A 21,690-nucleotide genomic window follows, 5' to 3' on the forward strand; every position below is an offset into this window, starting at 1 on the left:
CGATGCCTAATCTACACTTTGATCACTGGCCGAAAATCTCTAAATCACTGACATTGCCCGAAACATCACTCTATGAAAATCTTAAAGTCAGTGCGGAGAGATATCCGGACCAAAGCGCAATCTATTACTATGGAAACGCCATCTCATACAGTGAGCTTAACGAAGAAGTTAATTCGCTTGCTGGATTCCTCCAGCAGAAACTTGGGGTTGCAAAGGGAGACAGAGTTTTATTATTCATGCAAAATTCTCCCCAGTTCGTCATTGGATTCTATGCAATTTCACGAGCTGATGCAGTCGTCGTGCCCATCAATCCAATGCTGACTGCAGATGAATTGAGCTTTTACATTAAAGATTGTGAGATTACTTCGGCGTTGGTTGGGCAGGAGCTTTATGACAAAGTTGAGCCGCTGATTGGTTCTACCCCATTACAGAATGTCGTGGTTGCTGCCTATTCTGATTACAAAGGAGGGGATTTTAACGGTGTCGTGCCTCCAGAGGTCGAGGCAGCCAGGGTAGTTTACGAACAGCCAGTGCACTTCCATTGGAAAGAAGCCATTGCAGCACAATATGAGCCAGGGACCCATACGTCAAAAGCGGATGATATTGTAGTGCTTCCGTATACATCCGGGACAACCGGGCTTCCAAAAGGCTGCATGCATACCAATCGGACCGTTCAGGCGAATACCATCGGTGCCTATCACTGGTCCAGCTCCACAACAAGTGCCGTTCACCTTATGACACTGCCATTATTCCATGTGACCGGGATGGTACACAGCATGCATATGCCGATTTTTTCCGGAAGCACGATGGTCCTGATGACGAGATGGAACCGGGAGGCAGCCGTGGAACTGATTAAATCCCAGGGATGCACGCACTGGGTAGCGATCGCTACGATGATTGTCGATTTCCTGGCAAATCCAAAACTGGACCCAAAAGATATTGCCACGTTGACATCGATATCAGGCGGGGGTGCAGCTCTTCCAGAAGCAGTGGGGGAAAAGCTTTACAAACTTACTGGCCTGCGATTTGTAGAAGGATATGGACTTTCCGAAACAATCGCCCAAACACACTTCAATCCGCCAGATCGTCCTAAAATGCAGTGCCTTGGGATTCCATCCTTCGACGTAGACGCGAGGGTTATTGAACCGGCTACGGGAAAAGAACTTGGTCCTGGTGAAGCAGGAGAAATTGTCGTAAATGGCCCACAGGTGATGGTCGGCTACTACAACAGGGAGGACGAAAACAGGAATTCCTTCATTGAGATTGATGGCAAGAAGTTTTTCCGGACAGGCGATATTGGCCGGTATGATGAAGAAGGCTACTATTTCATGGTCGACCGTGTTAAAAGGATGATCAACGCATCTGGATATAAGGTTTGGCCTACAGAGGTTGAATCTTACCTTTACAAGCATCCGGCCATCCAGCAAGCAGTTGTAGTAGGAATACCTGACCCAAGAAGGGGCGAATCGGTAAAAGCATTTGTCATTTTAAATGATGGATATGAAGGCAAAATCAGCGAAGAAGAAATCATTGAATGGTCCAAACAGCATATGGCGGCTTATAAATACCCTCGCGAGGTAGAATTCAGGACGCAATTCCCAATGACCAGCAGCGGCAAGATCCTGTGGCGGAAGCTTCAGGAGGAAGAGAGGGAAAAAGCTGAAAATCAGGTGAGGTAAAAAGGCTCCGTCACGTCAGCTATTAAATTATAAGGAGGATCTTGATGGAGATTTTGGTTCAGCAGCTGTTCAATGGCCTTACCATTGGCAGTGTTTATGCTCTTGTCGCTCTTGGACTCACTCTTGTTTACGGTATCCTTCATATCCCGAACTTTGCCCATGGCGCTTTATACATGATGGGTGGATATATCACCTTGATGATGATGGTGCAATACGGCCTTCATTACTGGCTGGCCATTCTTGTTTCTGTCATCGCGGTAGGATTAATCGGCGTTCTGATGGAGCGACTGGTCTTCCATCCCTTAAGACATGCCCCGCCGATTCATGACAAAATCGCAGCAATTGGAATTCTGTTATTTTTGGAAGCCTTCGCGCAATTCATCTGGGGCGCGGATTACCAAATGATGCCGACACCTTACGGCCAGGTCGTCCAGGTGTTCGGCCTGACCTTCACGATGCAAAGACTGCTGATCATCATTGCAGCAATTGGTGTAATGGTACTGCTTTACCTGTTCCTGAAAAAGACGTTCACGGGTGCGACGATCATTGCGATGTCCCAGGAACGGGATGGAGCGAATCTTGTAGGAATCAATACTAACCGCGTGGCAATGCTAACATTCCTGATATCCGGAGGGCTTGCAGCAATAGCCAGCTCTCTTGCAGCGCCTATAAATCTCGTTTTTCCTGGAATGGGCCAGCTGGTAATCTTAAAGGCTTTTGTCATCATCATTCTGGGAGGGATGGGCAGCATTCCCGGAGCGATTATTGGAGGCTATATTTTAGGTTTCAGTGAAAGTCTCGGCGCCACGTACATTTCTAATGATTACAAAGACATCATAGCGTTCATCCTGCTGGTCATCATTTTAACAGTAAAACCAACCGGCCTGTTTGCCAAGGGGGGACATTGATGGCGAAGGTAATCAATAAACGTACTATTATACTTGCACTTTTGTTATTTGCGATTGCCTTTCCATTCGTTACCCAAAATGATTATTTCATCCATGTAATGACTCTGTCGTTCATCTGGATGATCGGTGTCTATGGGCTTAACCTATTGGCGGGCTATACAGGCTATCTCTCGCTGGCGCATGCTGGGTTCTTTGCGATCGGTGCGTATTCATTGGGCCTCCTGACGGTAAAGGCCCAGATAAATTTCTGGCTTGCTTTTGTTCTGTCGCTTCTTATCACCTCAATTATTGGATTTTTAGTCGGTGTCATTGCCCTAAGGACCAAGGAACATTTCTTCGCCATCTATACCCTATGTGTCGGGTATATCATCTACCTTGTCATTGATAAATGGGACAGTTTGACAGAAGGCGTCCGCGGTTTGATCGGTATCCCCGCGCCGGCAAATATTGGACCGATCTCATTCGAGTCATCCCTGTCACAATATTATCTTGTTTTGGCCATATTGCTTCTCGTGATCCTGTTTGTTTATCGAATCGTGCATTCCCTGACCGGAAGGACGTATATTGCGATTCGCAATAGTGAAGACCTTGCGCAGACTATCGGAATCTCAACAATGAAAAATAAATTGGAAGTTTTCGTGCTTTCCACTTTTTTCGCCGGACTGTCAGGAGCTCTATATGCGTCATTCATCCGTTTCATCGGGCCAGATATCGGAAATATCGTTATCACATTTGATTTGCTGACATACCTCCTGATTGGCGGGATTGGCACGTTATCCGGACCTATTGTCGGCACCGTTTTGGTTGTATGGATTTCCCAGCAGCTGCAGTTCCTTCAGGATTACCGGATGCTCATTTTCGGACCTGTGCTGACACTCCTGGTCATATTTTACCCTCGGGGAATCGCAGGGGCAATTGGCGGCTGGAGCTTAAAGCGCGCCGAAAAGAAGCTGCATAAAGCTGAGATAAAAGAGGGATATTCACAAAATACGATCAGTACAGACAAACAGGTGAAGGAGGGGTAAGGATGTTCCTGGAAACGAAGAATTTAACGAAGAAATTTGGCGGTTTGACAGCTGTTAACGATGTTGATTTTTCGATTGAAAAAGGAAAAATCAATGCGATCATAGGTCCGAATGGAGCTGGCAAGTCCACTTTTTTCAATCTCATCAGCGGCTTTCACCCTCCTACATCAGGCCATATTATTTTTAAAGGCAGGGATATTACAAATCTGCCATCAAATAAAATTGCAGAACTGGGTATAGCACGTACCTTTCAAACTACCAATCTGTTTGAACAATCCACTGTCCTTGACAATGTGACCGTAGGACATCGATTGAGGACAAACTCCAATTTGCTCGATGCAGTGTTCAGATCGAAAAGATTAAAGCGGGAAGAAGAGAAATGCCGCGAAAAGGCGTTTGAAGTAATCGAATTTGCAGGATTGGAAAAAGTGGCTGACAAACTTGTTGGAAGCCTCACGCAGGAAGAAAAGAAACGGACGGCATTTGCGCTGGCATTAGCAACAGATCCTGAAATTGTGTTCCTTGATGAGCCTGCAGCTGGTGTGAATCCTGATGAGACAGAGGGATTGGCTCTTTTGATGAAAAAAATGGCCGATAAAGGGATTACTGTCTGTTTGATTGAGCACAAAATGCAAATGATCATGAAGCTTGCAGATAAAATAATGGTCCTCAATTACGGAGAAAAAATCGCCGAGGGAAATGCAGAAGAAATCAGGAATAATCCTACTGTAATCAAGGCCTACCTGGGAGGGAGCGCCAGTGCTTAAACTGCGAGATGTTAAAGTGAATTATGGGAGCTACACAGCGGTAGACAAGGTGAACCTCGATGTCTCTAAAGGGGAAATCGTTGTCCTTCTGGGTGCCAATGGTGCCGGGAAAAGTACAATTTTCAAGACAATCAGCGGATTGAATAAAGTTTCTTCAGGAGACATTCTGTTTGAGGGAAAATCCCTGAACAAAACCACACCGGATAGAATCGTCCAATCAGGAATTGCCCAATGCGCGGAAGGCCGAAAGCTGTTTCCATCAATGACCATTCAGGAGAATTTGAGAATGGGCGCTTATGTCCATAGAAAGCATAAAAAAGGAATAAAGGAATCGATGAATCATGTGTTTGAACTGTTTCCGATCCTGGAAGAAAAACAGCATGATATGGCAGGTTCACTCAGCGGGGGGCAGCAGCAGATGCTTGCAATTGGGAGGGCGTTGATGGCAAAGCCAAAATTGCTGCTTCTTGATGAGCCGTCTATCGGACTTGCACCACTTATTGTTGAGCAAATGTTTGACGTGATCCAGACCATCAATCGGGAGGGAACGACAATCCTTCTGGCCGAACAAAATGCGAATGCTGCCTTGAAAATTGCAGATAAAGGCTATGTATTCGAAAACGGATCTGTAGTACTGGAAGGGACTTCTGATGAATTGTTTGCTAATGATGAAATAAAAAAGGCATATATCGGTGCCTAGAACTGCTTCTTTCTTTTGGGGAGGTGGTTGGCTAGCAGTACAAATATCAATTTCTGAATATTGAAAATTCAAACTCAAGGGGGAAAACCAATGAAGAAGTCCAAATTGGTGTTGGTCTTAAGTGTGATGTTTGCCTTAATTTTCAGTCTAGCCGCTTGCAACAGCTCAGAAAAAACAGATACAGGAGGAAAGGGTTCTGAAGCAGCGTCTGGTGAAGGGACAATAAATATTGGATATACTGGACCGCTGAGCGGACCTGCCGCGTTTTATGGAGAAAGGACATTGAATGGTGTCCAGATGGCAACAGAGGAAATCAACAATGCCGGCGGAATTGAAGTGAATGGCAAGAAGTATAAATTCAATGTCGTCTCCCTGGACGACAAGTATTTGCCTAATGAAGCCGGTGCGAATGCGAAAAGACTCATGCAGGAAAATAAGACACCCATCATTTTCACACCGCACAGCGGCGGTGTGGCTGCTTTGCAGGTGTTCAACCAGCAGGATAAATTCATAATTGGCGCATACACAAGTGAACCAAAGGTAACGGAAGTCGGAAATAAATTAACGGTCAGGATCCCTCCTCGTTATGATGGCTATCTTGAGCCATTCACGAATTATACGATGGAGAAGTTCGGCAAAAAAATCGCATTCCTGCCAACTTCATCTCAGTATGGAAAGGATTGGGCTGAAAAGCTCCAGCCTCACTGGGAAAAATCCGGTGGTGAAGTCGTGTACAATTCATCAATCGACTTTGCCAAGGATACAGATTTCTTTACCATCATCACAAATGCACTAAAGGAAAAACCAGACGTACTTTTTATCGGCGGACCGTCTGAACCAACTGCAAAAGTTGCCAAGCAGGCCAGAGAACTTGGCTTCAAGGGTGGTTTTATCGTGATGGACCAGGCAAAGTTCGATGAAATGAAGAAGGTGACAGGTACGTATGAGGTCCTAAACGGCGCAATTGGTGTCATGCCGCTAGTCAATTCCGAAAGTCCCGGCATTCCCGACTTTGTAAAGAACTACAATACAAAATACAAAGAAGACCCAGGCTCTGAAGCTGGCTTGAATTACATTGCCATGCATGTTTTCGCCGAAGCCATAAAAGCGGCAGGGTCTGTGGATGACCCTGAAAAAATCATGGCCCATATGCAGGATGGGTTAGATAACCTGCCAGATGACAAAAAAGTTTATGTCATTCCAAAAATCGACCCGAATGGCGGATTTGAAGGTGAATTGATTGTTGCGGCAATTGAGGATGGAAAAATTGTTCCAATCAAAGCAGATTAATTTGCTGTAAGATATATAGCAGATACTTTATCTGAGTAGCCGGTTAGAGTAAAAACAAAGGTTTGTTGTGAGGCAGTTTTGGTTTCTAAAAAGTATAATTGAGAATTAATTAAGCGAGGCAAGTAAAGATCGAAGCGGCAGTTATGATGAACTGCCGCTTTTTCGTTGCTTTCATGTTTTCCGAAGACATACAATAAGTAATAAGAAATCGCCAGTACGGTTCCTGAAAGGAGCGGTTATCATGAATAATAGGATTGGAATTGATGCAGGAGGATCACTAATCAAAATTGCATATGAAGAAAATGGGAGAATGCATTTTCGAAAACAGCCCAATTCAGAACTGGATGAGGCATTGCAGTGGCTGAAAATCACTGCATCAAATAAGCCAATCTATCTGACAGGCGGAAAGGCAGGAACCATTCAAGCCAATTATTTTCCGGAGGCAAAGGTGGTCGATGAATTTTCTGCTGTATGCGAAGGCTGCAAGCATTTGAAAATGAAGCAAGCGATTACTGCCAGCGAACATTACATACTGGTCAACATCGGTACAGGCACTTCCTGGTTTACAATTAAAGGGGAACAGTATGAACGGGTTCTCGGCAGCGGAATAGGCGGAGGTACTTTTATGGGACTGGGGAAAATTTTCGCTGAAGCTGATGACTTTTCCGAACTGGTAAGTTTGTCTGCTGAGGGGGACAGGGGGAATGTTGACCTGCTCGTGAAGGATATCTATTATCCGGAAAAACCCCCGATTCATGGTGAATTAACAGCGGGCAATTTCGCGAAGTCACAAGAGATATCTTCAAGCTCTCCAGCTGACAAAATGGCTTCCCTTAACAATATGATCGCTGAAACGTTAATTCTTCTCACTGTCCAGGCTGCTAGTCTTCACAACATAAAGCAGGCTGTCTTTATCGGGAGTACTCTTGCAGGAAATCAACTCCTCCGGGAAAATCTGAAGACGTATTGTAAAATGTCTGGAATAGATCCGGTGTTTCTGGAAAATGGTGAGTTTAGCGGGGCGATCGGGGCAATGCTCACATAATGACAAAAGAGGAGAAGCCACTATGGCTCCTCCTCTTTTGTTGAATTTTATCTGTTTCCTTTAAAAACTTCAGAGACTATTTCAAAGGATTTCAATCTGGCTTTGTGATCAAAAATTTGTGCGTTAATAATCATTTCATCTGCCTGAGTTTCATCAAGGAATTCCTGAAGCTTGGTTTTAATCGTCTGTGGGCCGCCAATAATCGAGGAACCGATCCGGCTGTCCAGCAGCATTTTTTCATATTCGCTGACCTGGTTATTAAAATCTTTCACAGGCGGCAGCAGGGGACTTGGGTTATTCCTGAAAAGATTCAGGAATTGCTGCTGCATGGATGTGGCCAGATATTCTGCTTCCTCATCCGTTTCGCCTGCAATCACATTTACGCCAACCATTGCATATGGCTGGTCTAATACATCAGAAGGCTGAAAATTCCTCCGATATAGCTTGAGAGCTCCTAAAGTATTTTCAGGAGAGAAGTGGCTGGCGAATGAAAAAGGCAAGCCGAGTTGTCCTGCAAGCTGTGCACTATAACCACTGGATCCCAACAGCCAGATTGGAATGTTCAATCCCTCACCTGGAATGGCGCGTACACTTCGAAATTGTGAATCAAGTTCCGGGTTGAAGTATGCTCGAAGTTCTTCCAATTGCTCAGGAAAGTCCTGGCCATCACTGCGTCGTTCGCGCCTTAAAGCATAGGCTGTCACCTGGTCGGTTCCAGGCGCGCGTCCGAGTCCAAGGTCAATCCGGCCCGGGAAAAGAGATTCAAGCGTCCCGAATTGTTCAGCAATTACAAGCGGAGCATGGTTTGGCAGCATGATTCCGCCAGAGCCAACCCTGATCGTGGATGTTCCTGATGCTACATGTCCGATGACCATCGAAGTCGCAGAACTGGCGATTCCAGGCATATTATGATGTTCTGCCAGCCAGTAGCGGCGATATCCCCACTGTTCCGCATGCCTGGCAAGGTCAAGCGTGTTTTTAAGTGCATCTGAAGCTGTGCCTCCTTGTATGATTGGAGCAAGATCTAGCACAGAAAATTTGATATCGTTTAAACGTTTGCCGTCCGTCATAATTACATCTTCCTTTATTGAATAATATTAACAGCCAGGAATAGCTTTTAACCATCCCCAGCGATTATACAATCCAATAGTAACAATAATCTTTCGGTAATCAAAATAAAATGGTTTGAATCGACAGTTGGCCTTGCAGTTAATTAATGGAAGGCCGCTGCGTTACAAGAGAAGGATTTTCCGCCCTGTAATCCCTGCTGGATTCTCTAATGGATGCTTCGATATTGACAAACTCCGGATATCCGTAATTACCATGTTCACTGATGTCCAGCCCAATATTTTCTTCCTCTTCTGTAACTCGCAAGCCATTCATCGCTGTTTTCATTCCCAATAAAATGAGATAGGAAACAATGAAAGCAAAAGCACCTGAAACCAAAACTCCCATAGCCTGCACACCCAGCTGGTCAAAACCTCCGCCATAAAATAAACCGGGTTTTCCGACGGCCGCCAATTCTGGAGTTGCGAAGAATCCAGTCGATAAGGTACCCCAAACTCCAGCTGCCCCGTGAACTGATAAAGCAAATATAGGGTCATCGATCTTTTTGCTTTCAAAAAACCTGATGCTGTAGAAGACGAGAATTCCGGCAACCAATCCAATCACAACTGCTGCCCAGGTATCAACAAAGGCACAGGAAGCGGTGATTGCGACAAGGCCGGCAAGTGTTCCATTCAGCATCATCGGGATATCAGCCTTTCCCATTACGATCCACGAAATAGCAAGTGCAGCAATGGTACCAGCCGCGGCTGCAAGATTTGTGTTCAGTGCCACAAATCCGAAAAATGCACCATCTACCGAAACCGTGCTGCCTGCATTGAAACCAAACCAGCCCACCCAAAGGAAGAGTACACTCAAGGCGGTGAATACGAGGTTATGGCCCTCAATTTTATTGGCCGAGCCATCTTGATTATATTTGCCTAAACGAGGTTTCAACAGGAGTGTAGCTGCCAGTGCGGCCATAGCACCCGTAAGGTGAACGACAGTCGAACCGGCAAAATCCTGTTTCCCATGCTCCGCAAGCCAGCCACCGCCCCAAATCCAGTGAGCAATAAACGGATAAACCAGGACGGAAAATAAAAGTGCGAAAACAACATATACAGATAATTTCGCTCTTTCAGCAAACCCGCCAAAAGCAATCGTGATCGAAATTCCTGCGAAAGCCAGTTGAAATAGGAAGAAGACGGATCCTGAAAGGCCTAACCCTTCAACATCATAGCCTGAATAAAAGAAATCCGAGAATCCTAAAATCGAATTACCTTCACCGAAAATCAATCCATATCCTACTGCCCAGAAAACAATGGAGGAAATACCGAATGTTAAAATCGTTTTACCGGCTATATGTCCAGCATTTTTCATCCTTGTTGAACCTGTTTCAAGTAAAATGAACCCCCCAATCATCAAAATAACCAATACTGCAGAAATCATGACCCATAAACTATTCAATAAATAAACAGTATCCATTTGCTCAACTCCCTTAATTAATGATGTTTTATGTATTTTGTCATTTAATTGAAGATGAAACCACATTTATGTCAGGTAACCTCACATGGTTTTTGAGACAAAAGAAAAAACCTTCTTTTACGAAGGTCATCATTTTTTACTTATACCAAATCGGGCATTGATTTGTCCCTGGATCATTTTCTTATGTTCTTCTGCTTCATTTCGTTTCTTTTGCTTCACCATTTCCTGCCTGATTTCATAGGTCTGTACACCGTCTTCAATTTTATTGGCTATCTCTACCAATAATTCTACATCTGAAAATGAATATCTTCTGCTCCCGCCTGGAGTTCGATCAGGAAAAACTAATTTTCTTTCTTCATAATAACGTATTTGACGTTCTGAAAGTCCAGTTAGTTCACTAACAATCCCGATTGCAATGACTTTTTTGTCTTTATAGGAAGAATCGGCAGCCAGGAGGATCACCACACTTCTTTTTTATGTTATATTTTCTCACACGGCTTGATGTTTTGTAAATAAAAACTCGAAGAACTAACGCCCAGTGGTTAAATTTTTCAGTTCTGTTAGGGTTAATTTCTTTAATTCATTTTCAGTTTCTTTCGAAAGCCCTGTTTTAATCAAATGCTGGATATAATGGTCTTTGAGTTTATCAACAGCTGTCCGTAAATGTAATGACACAGAGAAGCCCCCTTAAAAATAGTCATTTTGAACTTCACGCAGGATTTCTAACGCCCGCATGCCTTCTTTTTTCAAAAGCTGCTCATACAGTTCATCGCGAAAAAGATCAACCATGACAATCAATTGCGCCAAACCCAATTCCCTCTGTCCGTCCATAGAAATCTCCTCATTTCTTTTAAGTAATTTGATTCATCTTAACGAATAACTTTTGTGCAGTCATTAAGTTCGGAAGGATATCTGACAGGGATTTTAACGGCATAAGTAATGAATTGCGTGCGAACCGGAAAACCTATAATGATGATTTGTCCATAAGGAGGAGTAGTGATGGAACAGAATACGCAGCCAAAAAATAGAGGGTTTATCTTTAATGAATATGACGTACTTAAGAAAGTCATTCTTTGCCAGCCACAATATATGACCATCCGCGAAGTCATAAATGAAACCCAAAAACATTTTAAGGATGAAGGCATACATATCGAAGTTGCCTTGGAGCAGCATCATGAATTTGTGAATACATTAAAGAATTACGGCGTAGAGGTCATCCTGCTCCCGTACCATAAAAAATTCCCGGAGCAAGTCTTCACAAGGGATATCGGATTTACACTTGGTGAAACAATTTTTGTAGCAGATATGGCCAGCGACGTCCGAAAAGGTGAGGAGGATGTCTTGAAACAGTGGCTAGAGGATGAAGAAATCTCCTATTATAATCTGCTCGGTGATCAGATCGAAGGTGGCGATGTAGTCATTGACCAGGACACCGTATATGTGGGCCTGAGCAATCGAACCAACCAGCAGGCGGCCGACCACCTTAAGGGATTGCTCCCGAACTTAAACGTGCGAGCTATTTCCTTCAAAGCTGAGTACCTTCATCTTGATTGTGTTTTCAACGTCGTCTCACCTGAAGTAGCATTGATTTATCGCCCAGCATTGACAGACGAAGACATTCAATTATTCAGCTCCCGTTATGACCTGATTGATGTCAGCGAAGAGGAACAATTCACTCTAGGAACCAATGTGCTGGCCATCGGAAACAAACGGATTCTCAGTCTGCCAGTGAATAAAGGCGTGAATGAGCAACTCAGGGGTAAAGGATTCGAAATAATCGAAGTCGATATTACTGAAATTATTAAATCCGGAGGCTCATTCCGCTGCTGCTCATTGCCCATTTTACGTGAGAGGAATGTACATTAGGATTAATCCCCTAAGTTATTGTTATGTTATGAGAAAATCACTCTGAAGCAGGTGGCAATCGTCATTTGCTTTTTTCATTTAAAAAAGGTAACTCGGACAGCTTTGGTGATTGCATGCGAAAGTTGTTCGAACTCAGGACTACTTCGGACAGCTTTCATGGTCGCATGTGAAAAGCTGTCCGAACTCGGGGCTACTTCGGACAGCTTTCGTATTCACAGGGGATAAGCTGTCCGAACTTGGGGTAACTTCGGACAGCTTTCGTGGTTACAGGTGAAAAGTGGCTGAACTCGGAGCTACTTCGGACAGCTTTCGTGGTCACAGGGGAAAAGCTGTCCGAACTTGGAACTACTTCGGACAGCTTTCGTCGTCGCAGGGGAAAGGCTGTCCGAAATCGGGGTTACTTCTGACAGCTTTGGTGCTCGCAGGTGAAAAGTTGTCCAAACTTGGGGCTACTTCGGACAACTTTGGTGCTCGCAGACCAAAAGCTGTCCAAAATCGGGGCTACTTCTGACAACTTTTGTGGTCGCAGGGGAAAAGCTGTCCGAACTCGGGGCTACTTCGGACAGCTTTCGTCGTCGCAGGAGAAAAACTGTCCGAACTCGGGGCTACTTCGGACAGCTTTCGTCGTCGCAGGAGAAAAACTGTCCGAACTCGGGGCTACTTCGGACAGCTTTCGTCGTCGCAGGAGAAAAACTGTCCGAACTCAGGGCTACTTCGGATAGAATTCTTGCTCCCGGGTGAAAAGTTGTCTGAATCGAACAACTGTCCAACCCAACTTGCTCCATATTTGTTTGAAATAACTACTGCAAGCGCTGTCAAATCCTGTATTTATAACAGACCAAAAAATAGTTTGCTGTGAAACATCAGTTTTTGATTGTCCTTTGCGCCCAATTATCTTATAATTCAAAATAGAAAGAAATCAAACAAGTAAAGGGGGATTCATTTGGAAGCTTTTGTTTCTTGGCTCAATGGCATTTTGTGGAGCAACCCGGTCATTTATATCATTTTGGGAATTGGCCTGGTGTTCTCCATCCTGACACGTTTTTTACAAGTAAGACTCTTGAAGGACATGGTTACACTTATGTTCAAAGGGAGAAGTTCCGATGCGGGCGTTTCATCTTTTCAGGCCTTATCTATCGCTTTATCCGGCCGTGTAGGAACTGGTAACATCGCTGGTACGGCCACTGCGATTGCAATGGGTGGACCTGGTGCGGTTTTCTGGATGTGGACAATTGCGTTTATCGGGGCGAGCAGCGCTTTTGTTGAATCAACATTAGCCCAGATTTATAAGGTTAAGCAAGATGGTCTTTATCGAGGCGGTCCTGCTTATTACATCGAGAAAGGTCTTGGCATAAAATGGTTTGCGATTGTATTTTCTGTTGCGGCCTTGCTTGCAATGGCTCTTTTAATGCCAGGAATTCAGTCAAACTCGATTGCGCTTGGCCTTGAGAATGCTTTCGGTGTCAACAAATCAGTTTCAGGTTTAGTTATCATCGCTCTGTTGGGTTTTATCATTTTTGGCGGCGTTAAAAGGATCGCTACGGTTGCCCAATATACTGTTCCATTTATGGCGATCGGGTACATTCTTGTTGCTCTTATCATTATAGGAATGAATATCACCGAAGTTCCCGCTGTTTTCGCTTTGATTTTCAAGAGTGCTTTCGGTGCTGACTCCATTTTTGGCGGTATTTTGGGCAGCGCGATTGCTTGGGGTGTAAAACGGGGTATTTATTCCAATGAAGCTGGACAGGGTACAGGTCCTCACGCAGCTGCTGCGGCTGAGGTTTCCCACCCGGCAAAACAAGGTCTTGTCCAGGCATTTTCTGTTTACATCGATACCTTATTTGTTTGTTCAGCTACAGCGTTCATGCTCCTGTTCACTGGCATGTTCAACACTGTTGGCGCTGACGGTTCATTCATCGTCGAAAACTTGAAAGGCGTAGAGGCAGGTCCAGGATATACACAGGCTGCTGTTGATGCTGTTCTTCCTGGATTCGGTGCAGAATTTGTTGCTGTAGCGCTATTCTTCTTCGCTTTCACAACAATCATGGCCTATTATTATATGGCTGAAACAAACATCGCTTATCTTCTCAGAGGAAGAAATGGCAAGGTTCCGATGTTTGTCCTTAAAGTCGTCATCCTTGGAGCAACTTTCTACGGTGCTGTGAAAGAAGCGTCACTTGCATGGGCGCTGGGAGATGCTGGTCTCGGATTGATGGTGTGGCTCAACCTGATTGCTATCGTCCTGCTTGCAAAGCCGGCACTGATTGCTTTGAAGGACTATGAGGAACAGAAAAAGCAAGGGCTTGATCCGGTCTTCAATTCCAAAAAGCTCGGTATTAAGAATGCTGAATATTGGGAAGAAGAATATTCCTTCAACCATGAAAAAGAAAAAGTATCATAATACTGATTTTTCGGAAGAGCTGCCTGATCAATGGCAGCTCTTCTTTCAGTCTATCCGGTTTATTCATATTGTTTTGGTGGAATGGGAAGGATGATAGTATCAAGGATGTAGCGGGTGACTATCATGAAATTGTTATGCATTGACGGTGGCGGTATTAGAGGTGTATTCCCAATTGCCATCCTGAAGGCTATTGAAGAAGAATTCGGCAAGCCTGTTGGCCAGCTGTTTGATGTGATCTCGGGCACCAGCACAGGGGCCATCATTGCCGCTTCAGTTGCTTTGAATACATCAATGGGAGAGTTGATGGAAAGGTACGAGATTTATGGGGAAAAGATTTTCGTCAAAAAATCAAAGGTAGGCCTTTTTAAAAGTGTATACAGTGACCGTTATTTAAGGAGGCTGTTGAAGCATGCCTTCAAAGACCTTACCCTTGGAGAAATCCAAAAGCCTTTGTTGATTCCTGCTGTTGATATCACCCATGGAAAACCCTATGTCCATCGAACAGACTTTGGTTATTCATCGGAAAATGAACTTTCAATCAAGCTATGGGATGCTGTTCTTTCATCTTGTTCGGCGCCTATCTATTTTCCTCCAAACAATGTTAACAATCAATACTTATCGATTGATGGGGGATTGTGGGCAAATAATCCATCATTGGTTTGTGTGACTGAGGCATTACATCATTTTAAAATCGATCTGGAGGAAATACTTATCCTCTCGATCGGGACAGGCCAGCAGAACATCGACTTTACGATGGAGGAGAATAAATACTGGGGAATCCGTCAGTGGCTGCCATTCCAGTTTCCATCCTTTAAGGTAACACCTAAGCTCTTGGATCTGGCAATGGACTTATCCTCTGAATCCGTTTCCTATCACTGCAGGCTTTTGCTGCGTGACCATTATCTCCGCTTAAATACAGAGTTGTCTGAGGAAGTGCCTTTTGATGATTTTACTTATACGGAAAAATTAAAGGAACTGGGAAAGCAGGTATTTGAGTCAAACAAAGGGCAAATCACAGCCTTTCTTTCTGAGAATTAGACCATTTGTTTTACAGAATGAGCCATCCTTCATTGGGTATACTATTTTTACAATTTAGAGGAGGAACCATAATGGAAAAAATTGAAGTTGGTGAAGTTTTTACAATTAGCGACGAAAGCGATATCGAGCAGGAGGTCGAAGTAATCGGTACGTTGAACATAGACGGATCTGATTATGCAGCTGTAAGCTTTGTTGACGACCTGCAAACGGAATCTGACGAAGACATTGATATCTTTTTTCTCAAGCTCGACGAAGATGGAGATTTTGCTGCCATCGAATCTGATGAGGAATTCGAAAAGGTTTCTGCAGCTTTTGATGAAATGATGAATGAAGAAGAATAACGGGGAGGAGGGGAGGTTAAGCTCCTCTCCTTTTTTGGTATATATACATAGGAAGTACGTTCGTAAAAAAGTTGTAAATAGAAGGAAATCATTCGCGTCTGTCGAATTGATTTTTAAAGGAGTTGATACAATTGGATAGCGTCATCCTCGTAACCTTTAAAATCAAGGGAATACCGATTCCTATCAAAATAGCATCTACAAATGAACCAAGCAGAGAGCAAATCCTCAAAAAGATCACTGATTTGGCCAAGGGATATGATTTATCGGGCGAAATTCAATTCAAGAAGCTCCTAAAAGAGCACGGCCACAAAATGTATATATATGAAATTGGGGATAAAAAATGCATGGTGCTGGTAGAGCGGCTAGAGAAGATAAAAGAGTTTGAAGAAATAGGTTCATAGCACGCTAATACAATCGGTTTCACAATAAATTTTCATCATTCGATATCGGTTCCGCAACCATAAGCAAGGTATTCTCAGGTAACGCTTTATCAAAATGAAGATAGCCGATTGAGTTTTTTGTTTCGGCAATGCTGCCGTCTTGGAATGAGTAGTAGTTAATCGTTTCTTCCCATAGATTTTGCTTCGGGATTTCTGTTTTATCTTTGGTAAGGCTCATGCTGTAGGTCTCGCTGCAGCTGCGGTACAGCGATTGTTCCTTTCGTTTTTGAGCGTTGAGCCACAGTACCGACTTCATTAAAATACCCCATATCCCAGTAAAACTTTCATTATGGACGGGGCTGCTCGTAAACTGATAGAAAGAATGTATTTTACCATCGTTAAGCTTGACTTCTGATTTTACCGATGAAGAGAAGTGGACATCCCCAGACAGTAAAATGACGCAACTTGGGTTCCAGCTGGAAACTTGTGAAAGGAATGAATGAAATCCTTTGCCGTTATACTTCCATCCATCAAAATCAAATGACGTCTGTACTGGGAATCCTAATACTTTGAAAGGATATACATATTTATGGAGGAAGGATTCAATCAGTCCCATTCCATAAACAGGAGTTGGGGAGACAATATTCAAAGGAGTACGCTTATTCCACCCGCTAATAAGGAGTTTTTCGGTCGTGCTTTGCCAGCCTTTTTCAGAAATCAGCAAAGGTGTCCTGGTTGTCTCCTCCATCAAACTTCCAAGCTTAACCGCTCTGGGTCTTGGATCGAAACCACGCTGTGTACGCGTATCAAGGAAAACAGTTTTAGGAACAGTTGGAGCAATGAAGTGCCAGGAGTGATAGTCCCATAAAAAATCCAGTCCTACTTTATAATCCTGTGATTCCATGTTTCCAGACCCGAGATACTTTTCGATTTTATTACGGAAAGTTGTGTCAAAGCTTTTAGGGTCGTTGCCCCAGCCCTGGAACAGCCAATAAGCCGCCAATCCGTTGCCAATAATATATTTGCCCAGCGGTGAATTCCTGGCCGTCGCCGTCCACTTTTCGGATATATTCCAATCATCCGTTACATCATGGTCATCAAAGATCATGTAGGTTGGTATGTTCGCCATCAATCTTCTGGTCGCTGATATAGATACAATGAATTCCCTGATCTGTTCCATTTGTTCCTCATATCTGGCTTCCAGCCTGGAAAGCTCCTTTTCCCGCTTTTTCGGTTCACCCTCGAATTTCAAGTAAAGCTTTTTATTATCAATAATTTGCCTGAAGGATTGGATTAGATCGTTTTCCTGGATGAATTCCCAGATTTCCGGGCTCCAGCTGATTAAATACATTGCTGCATATTCTCCGAATGTGATTAAATGGTTATCACCTTTTCCGGTTGAAAAGTTTGACAGATGTTCAATCAGGAATTGCCGTGCATTTACCTTAGAAAGCCGGGAATGCAAAACATGAGGAATCAAATCGGATAATTTACTATCATCACGATGACCGACTAATTCGGATGAAAGTACCGATAGAATCGGGAATAGCGGGTCCGCAACATCATCGGCATAAATCTGGTCACCCATGAAAAATAATCCATTGGGCCGTTGTGAATGATCCAGATGTTTTTCCTCCACAAGGAAGTCTGCTGAAATCAAAGCATCTTCGCCAACGCCATGGGGCTTTCGGCAGGAGCCATAAAGCAAATTTGTCGGCAGGCTTTCATGATCGATATAAAATGCTGGATACTTCAGATTCCCGTATACAATTGATCGGCTATGTTCCTTGGTAAGAAGGCCATAGTTTCCCAGATCACGGACCATCGCGTCTTTTTTAAAAAATAAGTTATAGCCAAGGAGAGTGCAGGAAGGGAAAGGAGTCCTTCTCGGTGAAATCTTAATCAGGTAAATATATAACTGCTCGCCAGCTTTGAAAGTTTTTGTCTCGGTATTGATATCCAAAGGGATATAGGTATCCTGATTGATTTGAAATAATTGAGCGTCCATCTTGATTTGGCGGCTCAAAGCAATCCAAATGTAAAGGGATGTTGGTTCAACCCTCCTTAGGATTGGGCCAGACAAAATAAATGGTAACTTCATCGCTTGCACCACCGTTCAGTTCTTTACTGCTACCTTATTCAAGCAGGTTCAGAACGGTGTCCAACAGCCTAAAGCAAAAAAAGCCCTTTTAAGGCTTTTTCACTTTCTTGTATAATAACGAGCGTCTTGATGCTCCAATAATTCATTAGCAATCAGTTTGGCTGCACTTTGATTTCCGGGGGCATCAAGTCCTGCTTCCCAGAGCATCATACCGCCCAACTGCTCAGAAAGCGCGAGTTCTGTCTTCTTTTTCAAAGTGGAATGCCCATTATAATGGTATGTGGTTCCATTTAAATTGACCTGATCCTTGCCCGCATTCTCAAGGGCATGATCAATTAGTGCTTCATATGAGATTTGCTTTGCCGAAGGGTCTTCAGGCTGTGCATAAAGAGGGACTCCAAGGACAAGTTTCTCTCTGGAAAAGCCATGTGAATCAAATAAAGCGGTCCAATAGTTTACTATATTTGCGGAATAGGTGAAAGGTGATAGATTCGCTGCGTTGTACTCTCCATCCCACTGACCATCATATGCCATCAAATTGACATGGTCAAAGTATCCGAACATCTCGGGCTCAAAGACAACAGAGTGAATTTCAGTCCCTGTAACGCTGTGCACTTTGGCGTTTACAGCGATTGAAAGTTCTTTGCCCATCGGTTTTAGCTGTGCACTCAAATCTTTAGAGAACTCAGCAAGATATTGGGCATCATTTGCTGATCTGGGATGCTCAAAGTCGATGTCAATTCCATCGAGATTCTCTCTTTCTGCAATACTAACAAGCTCATGTATTAGTTTTTCTCTTGAAGCAGGAGTTGAAATGGCCGCCTTAAAATAATCGTAAGATTCTCCGCCATTGATATGGTACCAGCCACCAATGGCCAGGATGACTTTTGTCTCGTGCTTACTTGCATTGTCCACGATTGCCCTCAAATTTTTGATTGCCTGATCTCCATTTAATAAAATCCTGCCATCAGCAGTTGGGTGAGCAAACGAAAATATGACATGGGTCAGGCTTTGGTAATCGATTTCAGCAGGATTACGGAAGTCCTGAACATATCCGATCAATACCTTTGCGTCCTGTCTTTTCTCAGGTGTTTTTTTCACAGCGGCTGTTTTGGACGACAATGTGACAGGAGAACTGGACGCTTTCTCGTTGTTTTGTTGTTTATTGGCAAATATTGCGCCTGATAAAAACCCTCCTATGAAGGTTATCATGATAATCAATATGGACAGGGAACGTTTTCTCATTTAGGAATCCTCCTGGGTTTTGTCAACTTTAAAATTGTAACAGAGAAAGCGTCATTGATGCTGTGGTAATATCAGGCTAAATACATAAATATCAAACGTATAGATTAGTAAATGTGTTTCAGGGAATAAACTAATTAGTATAAAAGATAGGAGAGATTGGAATGAATACACAAAAAATAAAGGCAGCAGACACAGAAATCAGTTTTTATGATGAGGGAAATGGAAAACCGATTGTCCTTATTCATGGTTTTGCCGGCGGGAAAGAGTATTGGGACAAAGTCCTTCCTGATTTGGCCAAAGAGAACAGGGTGATTGCTTTGGACCTCCCTGGACATGGAGGATCCGGCATGGGGAAGGAAAGTTATTCCATTGAGGATATGGCAGATGTGATAAAAGACTTTCTTGATCATTTAGGGCTTAAGAAAGTAACAATGTTTGGACATTCACTTGGCGGATATATTACTCTTGCTTTTGCCGAGCTTTATCCTCAATACTTAAACGGTTTTTCACTGATCCATTCCACAGGAAATCCTGACACTGACGAAGCTAAAAAAGGCAGGGACACAAATTCGAAAAAAATACTGGAGGAGGGTCCGGGTTCATTTATCGATGGACTATCCAAAAAGCTCTTTTCGCCTGATAACCTTGATTTGAATATGGATGAAATTGCAGAGACAGTCAATATCGGCCTTAAGACTTCTGTAAAGGGGCTTGTGAGTGCACTGACTGCGATGAAAAATAGACCGGACCGGAATTATGTGCTGGAAGAGACCGGGCTTCCGGTGCTGTTGGTTGCTGGTGAACTCGACCAAATCGTTCCACCAGAGAAAACATTTACGGTTGATAGACAAAATATCCAAAAAAACATTATCAGAAACAGCGGACATATGAGCATGTATGAACAGCCCCAGGATCTGGTGAGGGCAATGAACGTATTCCTTGCCAAACTATAAATGCCTATCAGCCTGCCCGTTTAGGACAGGCTTTATCTTTTGTAAACACATAAGAGTTGAATAGCAGGGAGTGTTGGTATTGGTAAAAGAAATCGTCTTAGATGGCTTTCCAATCGAGATCCGTAAATTTGAACATTCACGTGAGCACGGACTTCGCATAGTCTCAGTAGAATTTCCGGTGACTAGTGAAAGGTACCATGATGTGACTACCTTATTATATAAGGGCGAATTTGATATAAATATTTCAGGTTACCCTTCCTTTCGCGGAAAAGTTGTGGAGTACTCTACTTCGGTTACAAATCTGTACGCAAGCGGGCAGGTGGGTCAATTTAAATTAGCATTGATGGAGGTGAAAAACTAAACCATGAAATTAAGCATTCTTGACCAGGCACCAGTCTCAAGTAACCAGACAGCCAGAGAAGCATTGGAGCAATCCGTCCTGCTTGCACAGACAGCAGAGAGGTATGGATATACTCGCTACTGGATTGCTGAGCATCATGATATGACGGGGTTGGCCTGTCCGGCTCCTGAAGTAATGCTCCCTTATATAGGTGCCAGCACAAGCAGGATCCGTATTGGGTCCGGCGCTGTTCTGCTGCCACATTATAAACCGTATAAAGTGGCGGAAATCTACAATATGCTGGCAACCCTATTCCCAGACCGGGTGGATATCGGGATTGGCCGTGCACCAGGCGGCTCTGCGGAAGTAACAAATGCATTATCTGATCATTTCCTCCAGAATGTATGGAATATGCCTGAAACATTGAAGGATTTACTTCATTTTATCCATAATGATCACCCTGGTGGAAGCGAACTCGCTAAAATCAAGGCTGCGCCTCTTCCTGAAATCTCTCCGGAACCATGGCTTTTAGGGATAAGCAAGAAAAGTGCACTGCTGGCTGCAGAGCATGGAATGGCATATGTATTTGGGATGTTTATGAGCGACAAGGATGCCGTGGAAATTGTCAATCTTTACAAAGATTCTTTTCAGCCAGGAAGCATACAATCACCAAAGACAATCTTAGCTGTTTCGGCGATCTGTGCTGAGACGAACGAACAAGCGGAAGAGATTGCTTTAAGTTCCCTGTGCTGGAGTGTCCAGAGGAAAAATGGGGAGGGATTAACTGGGGTGCCATCAATTGCTGAGGCAAAAGATTTTATTCTCTCAGCCACAGAAAAGGAAGAGCTAAGAGCGATGCGAGAAAAGATGATCATTGGAAATCCTGCAGATGTAAAAAATCGACTGCTTGACTTGCAGAAACAAACGAAAACAGATGAAATCATGATTATCACCATTACATATTCTCCACAGGATCGTCTGAATTCTTATCAATTAATTGCAGAAGAGTTATTAGAGTAATTAACTTTTATAGAGTTTTTCTCCTGCAATCAACTGGATAAAAGTGTAATGAACTGATT

The 21,690-nt window shown here is 43.6% G+C and carries 22 protein-coding genes; 15 read left to right on the plus strand and 7 right to left on the minus strand.

Annotated features, from left to right (window positions below; genetic code table 11):
* Positions 1-2: 2 nt before the first annotated feature.
* The 7 genes from QNH36_RS12580 (at position 3) to coaW (ending at position 7,414) form a co-directional block, all read left to right on the plus strand.
* Positions 3-1,679, plus strand: coding sequence for a long-chain fatty acid--CoA ligase (locus QNH36_RS12580; protein WP_283903588.1), 1,677 nt, complete (start codon positions 3-5; stop codon positions 1,677-1,679).
* A 44-nt stretch (positions 1,680-1,723) separates the two neighbouring features.
* Complete coding sequence (locus QNH36_RS12585; protein WP_144481057.1) at positions 1,724-2,587, plus strand: branched-chain amino acid ABC transporter permease; 864 nt, start codon at positions 1,724-1,726, stop codon at positions 2,585-2,587.
* The gene (locus QNH36_RS12590) at positions 2,587-3,612 is read left to right on the plus strand and encodes a branched-chain amino acid ABC transporter permease (RefSeq protein WP_251540137.1); all 1,026 of its coding nucleotides are present in this window, start codon (positions 2,587-2,589) and stop codon (positions 3,610-3,612) included. Before QNH36_RS12585 ends, QNH36_RS12590 begins: the two co-directional genes overlap by 1 nt.
* Before the next feature lie 2 nt (positions 3,613-3,614).
* On the plus strand, positions 3,615-4,379 hold the full coding sequence (locus QNH36_RS12595; RefSeq protein WP_283903589.1) for an ABC transporter ATP-binding protein: 765 nt from the start codon (positions 3,615-3,617) through the stop codon (positions 4,377-4,379).
* Complete coding sequence (locus QNH36_RS12600) at positions 4,372-5,079, plus strand: ABC transporter ATP-binding protein (protein ID WP_251540141.1); 708 nt, start codon at positions 4,372-4,374, stop codon at positions 5,077-5,079. The genes QNH36_RS12595 and QNH36_RS12600 overlap by 8 nt, the downstream gene beginning before the upstream one ends.
* 90 nt (positions 5,080-5,169) lie before the next feature.
* The gene (locus QNH36_RS12605; protein ID WP_283903590.1) at positions 5,170-6,369 is read left to right on the plus strand and encodes an ABC transporter substrate-binding protein; all 1,200 of its coding nucleotides are present in this window, start codon (positions 5,170-5,172) and stop codon (positions 6,367-6,369) included.
* A gap of 241 nt (positions 6,370-6,610) precedes the next feature.
* Entirely contained in the window at positions 6,611-7,414 is an 804-nt protein-coding gene (coaW, locus tag QNH36_RS12610) for a type II pantothenate kinase (protein ID WP_283903591.1), read from the plus strand.
* A gap of 47 nt (positions 7,415-7,461) precedes the next feature.
* Here coaW and QNH36_RS12615 read toward each other — a convergent pair whose 3' ends face one another.
* From QNH36_RS12615 to QNH36_RS12635, 5 genes are all read right to left on the minus strand, one after another.
* Positions 7,462-8,484 carry an LLM class flavin-dependent oxidoreductase gene (locus QNH36_RS12615; RefSeq protein WP_283903592.1) on the minus strand — a complete coding sequence of 341 codons (1,023 nt, stop codon included), beginning with the start codon at positions 8,482-8,484 and terminating at the stop codon, positions 7,462-7,464.
* A gap of 139 nt (positions 8,485-8,623) precedes the next feature.
* On the minus strand, positions 8,624-9,943 hold the full coding sequence (locus QNH36_RS12620; protein WP_283903593.1) for an ammonium transporter: 1,320 nt from the start codon (positions 9,941-9,943) through the stop codon (positions 8,624-8,626).
* 129 nt (positions 9,944-10,072) lie between these two features.
* Positions 10,073-10,396: a MerR family transcriptional regulator gene (locus QNH36_RS12625; RefSeq protein ID WP_283905414.1), complete on the minus strand. Its 324-nt coding sequence runs from the start codon at positions 10,394-10,396 to the stop codon at positions 10,073-10,075.
* A gap of 75 nt (positions 10,397-10,471) precedes the next feature.
* Entirely contained in the window at positions 10,472-10,618 is a 147-nt protein-coding gene (locus QNH36_RS12630; RefSeq protein WP_283903594.1) for a Fur-regulated basic protein FbpA, read from the minus strand.
* Between the two features lie 12 nt (positions 10,619-10,630).
* Positions 10,631-10,774, minus strand: a complete 144-nt coding sequence (locus QNH36_RS12635; protein WP_283903595.1) for a hypothetical protein — start codon at positions 10,772-10,774, stop codon at positions 10,631-10,633.
* A 168-nt stretch (positions 10,775-10,942) separates the two neighbouring features.
* Here QNH36_RS12635 and QNH36_RS12640 point away from each other — a divergent pair, with 168 nt between their 5' ends.
* The 5 genes from QNH36_RS12640 (at position 10,943) to QNH36_RS12660 (ending at position 15,993) form a co-directional block, all read left to right on the plus strand.
* Positions 10,943-11,809 carry a dimethylarginine dimethylaminohydrolase family protein gene (locus tag QNH36_RS12640; protein WP_283903596.1) on the plus strand — a complete coding sequence of 289 codons (867 nt, stop codon included), beginning with the start codon at positions 10,943-10,945 and terminating at the stop codon, positions 11,807-11,809.
* A 943-nt stretch (positions 11,810-12,752) separates the two neighbouring features.
* A complete protein-coding gene (locus QNH36_RS12645) occupies positions 12,753-14,213 on the plus strand; it encodes an alanine/glycine:cation symporter family protein (RefSeq protein ID WP_283903597.1) in 1,461 nt (486 codons plus the stop codon).
* 123 nt (positions 14,214-14,336) lie between these two features.
* A complete protein-coding gene (locus tag QNH36_RS12650; protein WP_283903598.1) occupies positions 14,337-15,251 on the plus strand; it encodes a CBASS cGAMP-activated phospholipase in 915 nt (304 codons plus the stop codon).
* Positions 15,252-15,322: 71 nt separating this feature from the next.
* Positions 15,323-15,592 (plus strand): DUF1292 domain-containing protein, encoded by a 270-nt coding sequence (locus QNH36_RS12655; protein ID WP_144481080.1) that lies wholly within the window; start codon positions 15,323-15,325, stop codon positions 15,590-15,592.
* Between the two features lie 131 nt (positions 15,593-15,723).
* Positions 15,724-15,993 carry a hypothetical protein gene (locus tag QNH36_RS12660; protein WP_144481082.1) on the plus strand — a complete coding sequence of 90 codons (270 nt, stop codon included), beginning with the start codon at positions 15,724-15,726 and terminating at the stop codon, positions 15,991-15,993.
* A gap of 19 nt (positions 15,994-16,012) precedes the next feature.
* Here QNH36_RS12660 and QNH36_RS12665 read toward each other — a convergent pair whose 3' ends face one another.
* Together QNH36_RS12665 and QNH36_RS12670 are read right to left on the minus strand one after the other, a co-directional pair.
* Positions 16,013-18,073 (minus strand): metallophosphoesterase family protein, encoded by a 2,061-nt coding sequence (locus QNH36_RS12665; protein WP_283903599.1) that lies wholly within the window; start codon positions 18,071-18,073, stop codon positions 16,013-16,015.
* A 99-nt stretch (positions 18,074-18,172) separates the two neighbouring features.
* Positions 18,173-19,318 carry a glycosyl hydrolase family 18 protein gene (locus QNH36_RS12670; protein ID WP_251540160.1) on the minus strand — a complete coding sequence of 382 codons (1,146 nt, stop codon included), beginning with the start codon at positions 19,316-19,318 and terminating at the stop codon, positions 18,173-18,175.
* Between the two features lie 161 nt (positions 19,319-19,479).
* Between QNH36_RS12670 and QNH36_RS12675 the strand changes: the two genes are divergently transcribed.
* From QNH36_RS12675 to QNH36_RS12685, 3 genes are all read left to right on the plus strand, one after another.
* A complete protein-coding gene (locus QNH36_RS12675) occupies positions 19,480-20,271 on the plus strand; it encodes an alpha/beta fold hydrolase (RefSeq protein WP_144481088.1) in 792 nt (263 codons plus the stop codon).
* Positions 20,272-20,350: 79 nt separating this feature from the next.
* A complete protein-coding gene (locus QNH36_RS12680; protein WP_251540163.1) occupies positions 20,351-20,632 on the plus strand; it encodes a DUF3219 family protein in 282 nt (93 codons plus the stop codon).
* A gap of 3 nt (positions 20,633-20,635) precedes the next feature.
* Positions 20,636-21,631 (plus strand): LLM class flavin-dependent oxidoreductase, encoded by a 996-nt coding sequence (locus tag QNH36_RS12685; protein ID WP_283903600.1) that lies wholly within the window; start codon positions 20,636-20,638, stop codon positions 21,629-21,631.
* Positions 21,632-21,690 lie beyond the last annotated feature (59 nt).

The organism is Mesobacillus sp. AQ2, assembly GCF_030122805.1.
Taxonomy (GTDB): domain Bacteria; phylum Bacillota; class Bacilli; order Bacillales; family Cytobacillaceae; genus Mesobacillus; species Mesobacillus oceanisediminis_A.

Bases quoted from the DNA above. Each gene is read 5' to 3' on its own strand.
- QNH36_RS12580 (WP_283903588.1), top strand. From the start codon at position 3: ATGCCTAATCTACACTTTGATCACTGGCCGAAAATCTCTAAATCACTG.
- QNH36_RS12585 (WP_144481057.1), top strand. From the start codon at position 1,724: ATGGAGATTTTGGTTCAGCAGCTGTTCAATGGCCTTACCATTGGCAGT.
- QNH36_RS12590 (WP_251540137.1), top strand. From the start codon at position 2,587: ATGGCGAAGGTAATCAATAAACGTACTATTATACTTGCACTTTTGTTA.
- QNH36_RS12595 (WP_283903589.1), top strand. From the start codon at position 3,615: ATGTTCCTGGAAACGAAGAATTTAACGAAGAAATTTGGCGGTTTGACA.
- QNH36_RS12605 (WP_283903590.1), top strand. From the start codon at position 5,170: ATGAAGAAGTCCAAATTGGTGTTGGTCTTAAGTGTGATGTTTGCCTTA.
- coaW (WP_283903591.1), top strand. From the start codon at position 6,611: ATGAATAATAGGATTGGAATTGATGCAGGAGGATCACTAATCAAAATT.
- QNH36_RS12615 (WP_283903592.1), bottom strand. From the start codon at position 8,484: ATGACGGACGGCAAACGTTTAAACGATATCAAATTTTCTGTGCTAGAT.
- QNH36_RS12620 (WP_283903593.1), bottom strand. From the start codon at position 9,943: ATGGATACTGTTTATTTATTGAATAGTTTATGGGTCATGATTTCTGCA.
- QNH36_RS12635 (WP_283903595.1), bottom strand. From the start codon at position 10,774: ATGGACGGACAGAGGGAATTGGGTTTGGCGCAATTGATTGTCATGGTT.
- QNH36_RS12640 (WP_283903596.1), top strand. From the start codon at position 10,943: ATGGAACAGAATACGCAGCCAAAAAATAGAGGGTTTATCTTTAATGAA.
- QNH36_RS12650 (WP_283903598.1), top strand. From the start codon at position 14,337: ATGAAATTGTTATGCATTGACGGTGGCGGTATTAGAGGTGTATTCCCA.
- QNH36_RS12655 (WP_144481080.1), top strand. From the start codon at position 15,323: ATGGAAAAAATTGAAGTTGGTGAAGTTTTTACAATTAGCGACGAAAGC.
- QNH36_RS12665 (WP_283903599.1), bottom strand. From the start codon at position 18,073: ATGAAGTTACCATTTATTTTGTCTGGCCCAATCCTAAGGAGGGTTGAA.
- QNH36_RS12670 (WP_251540160.1), bottom strand. From the start codon at position 19,318: ATGAGAAAACGTTCCCTGTCCATATTGATTATCATGATAACCTTCATA.
- QNH36_RS12675 (WP_144481088.1), top strand. From the start codon at position 19,480: ATGAATACACAAAAAATAAAGGCAGCAGACACAGAAATCAGTTTTTAT.
- QNH36_RS12685 (WP_283903600.1), top strand. From the start codon at position 20,636: ATGAAATTAAGCATTCTTGACCAGGCACCAGTCTCAAGTAACCAGACA.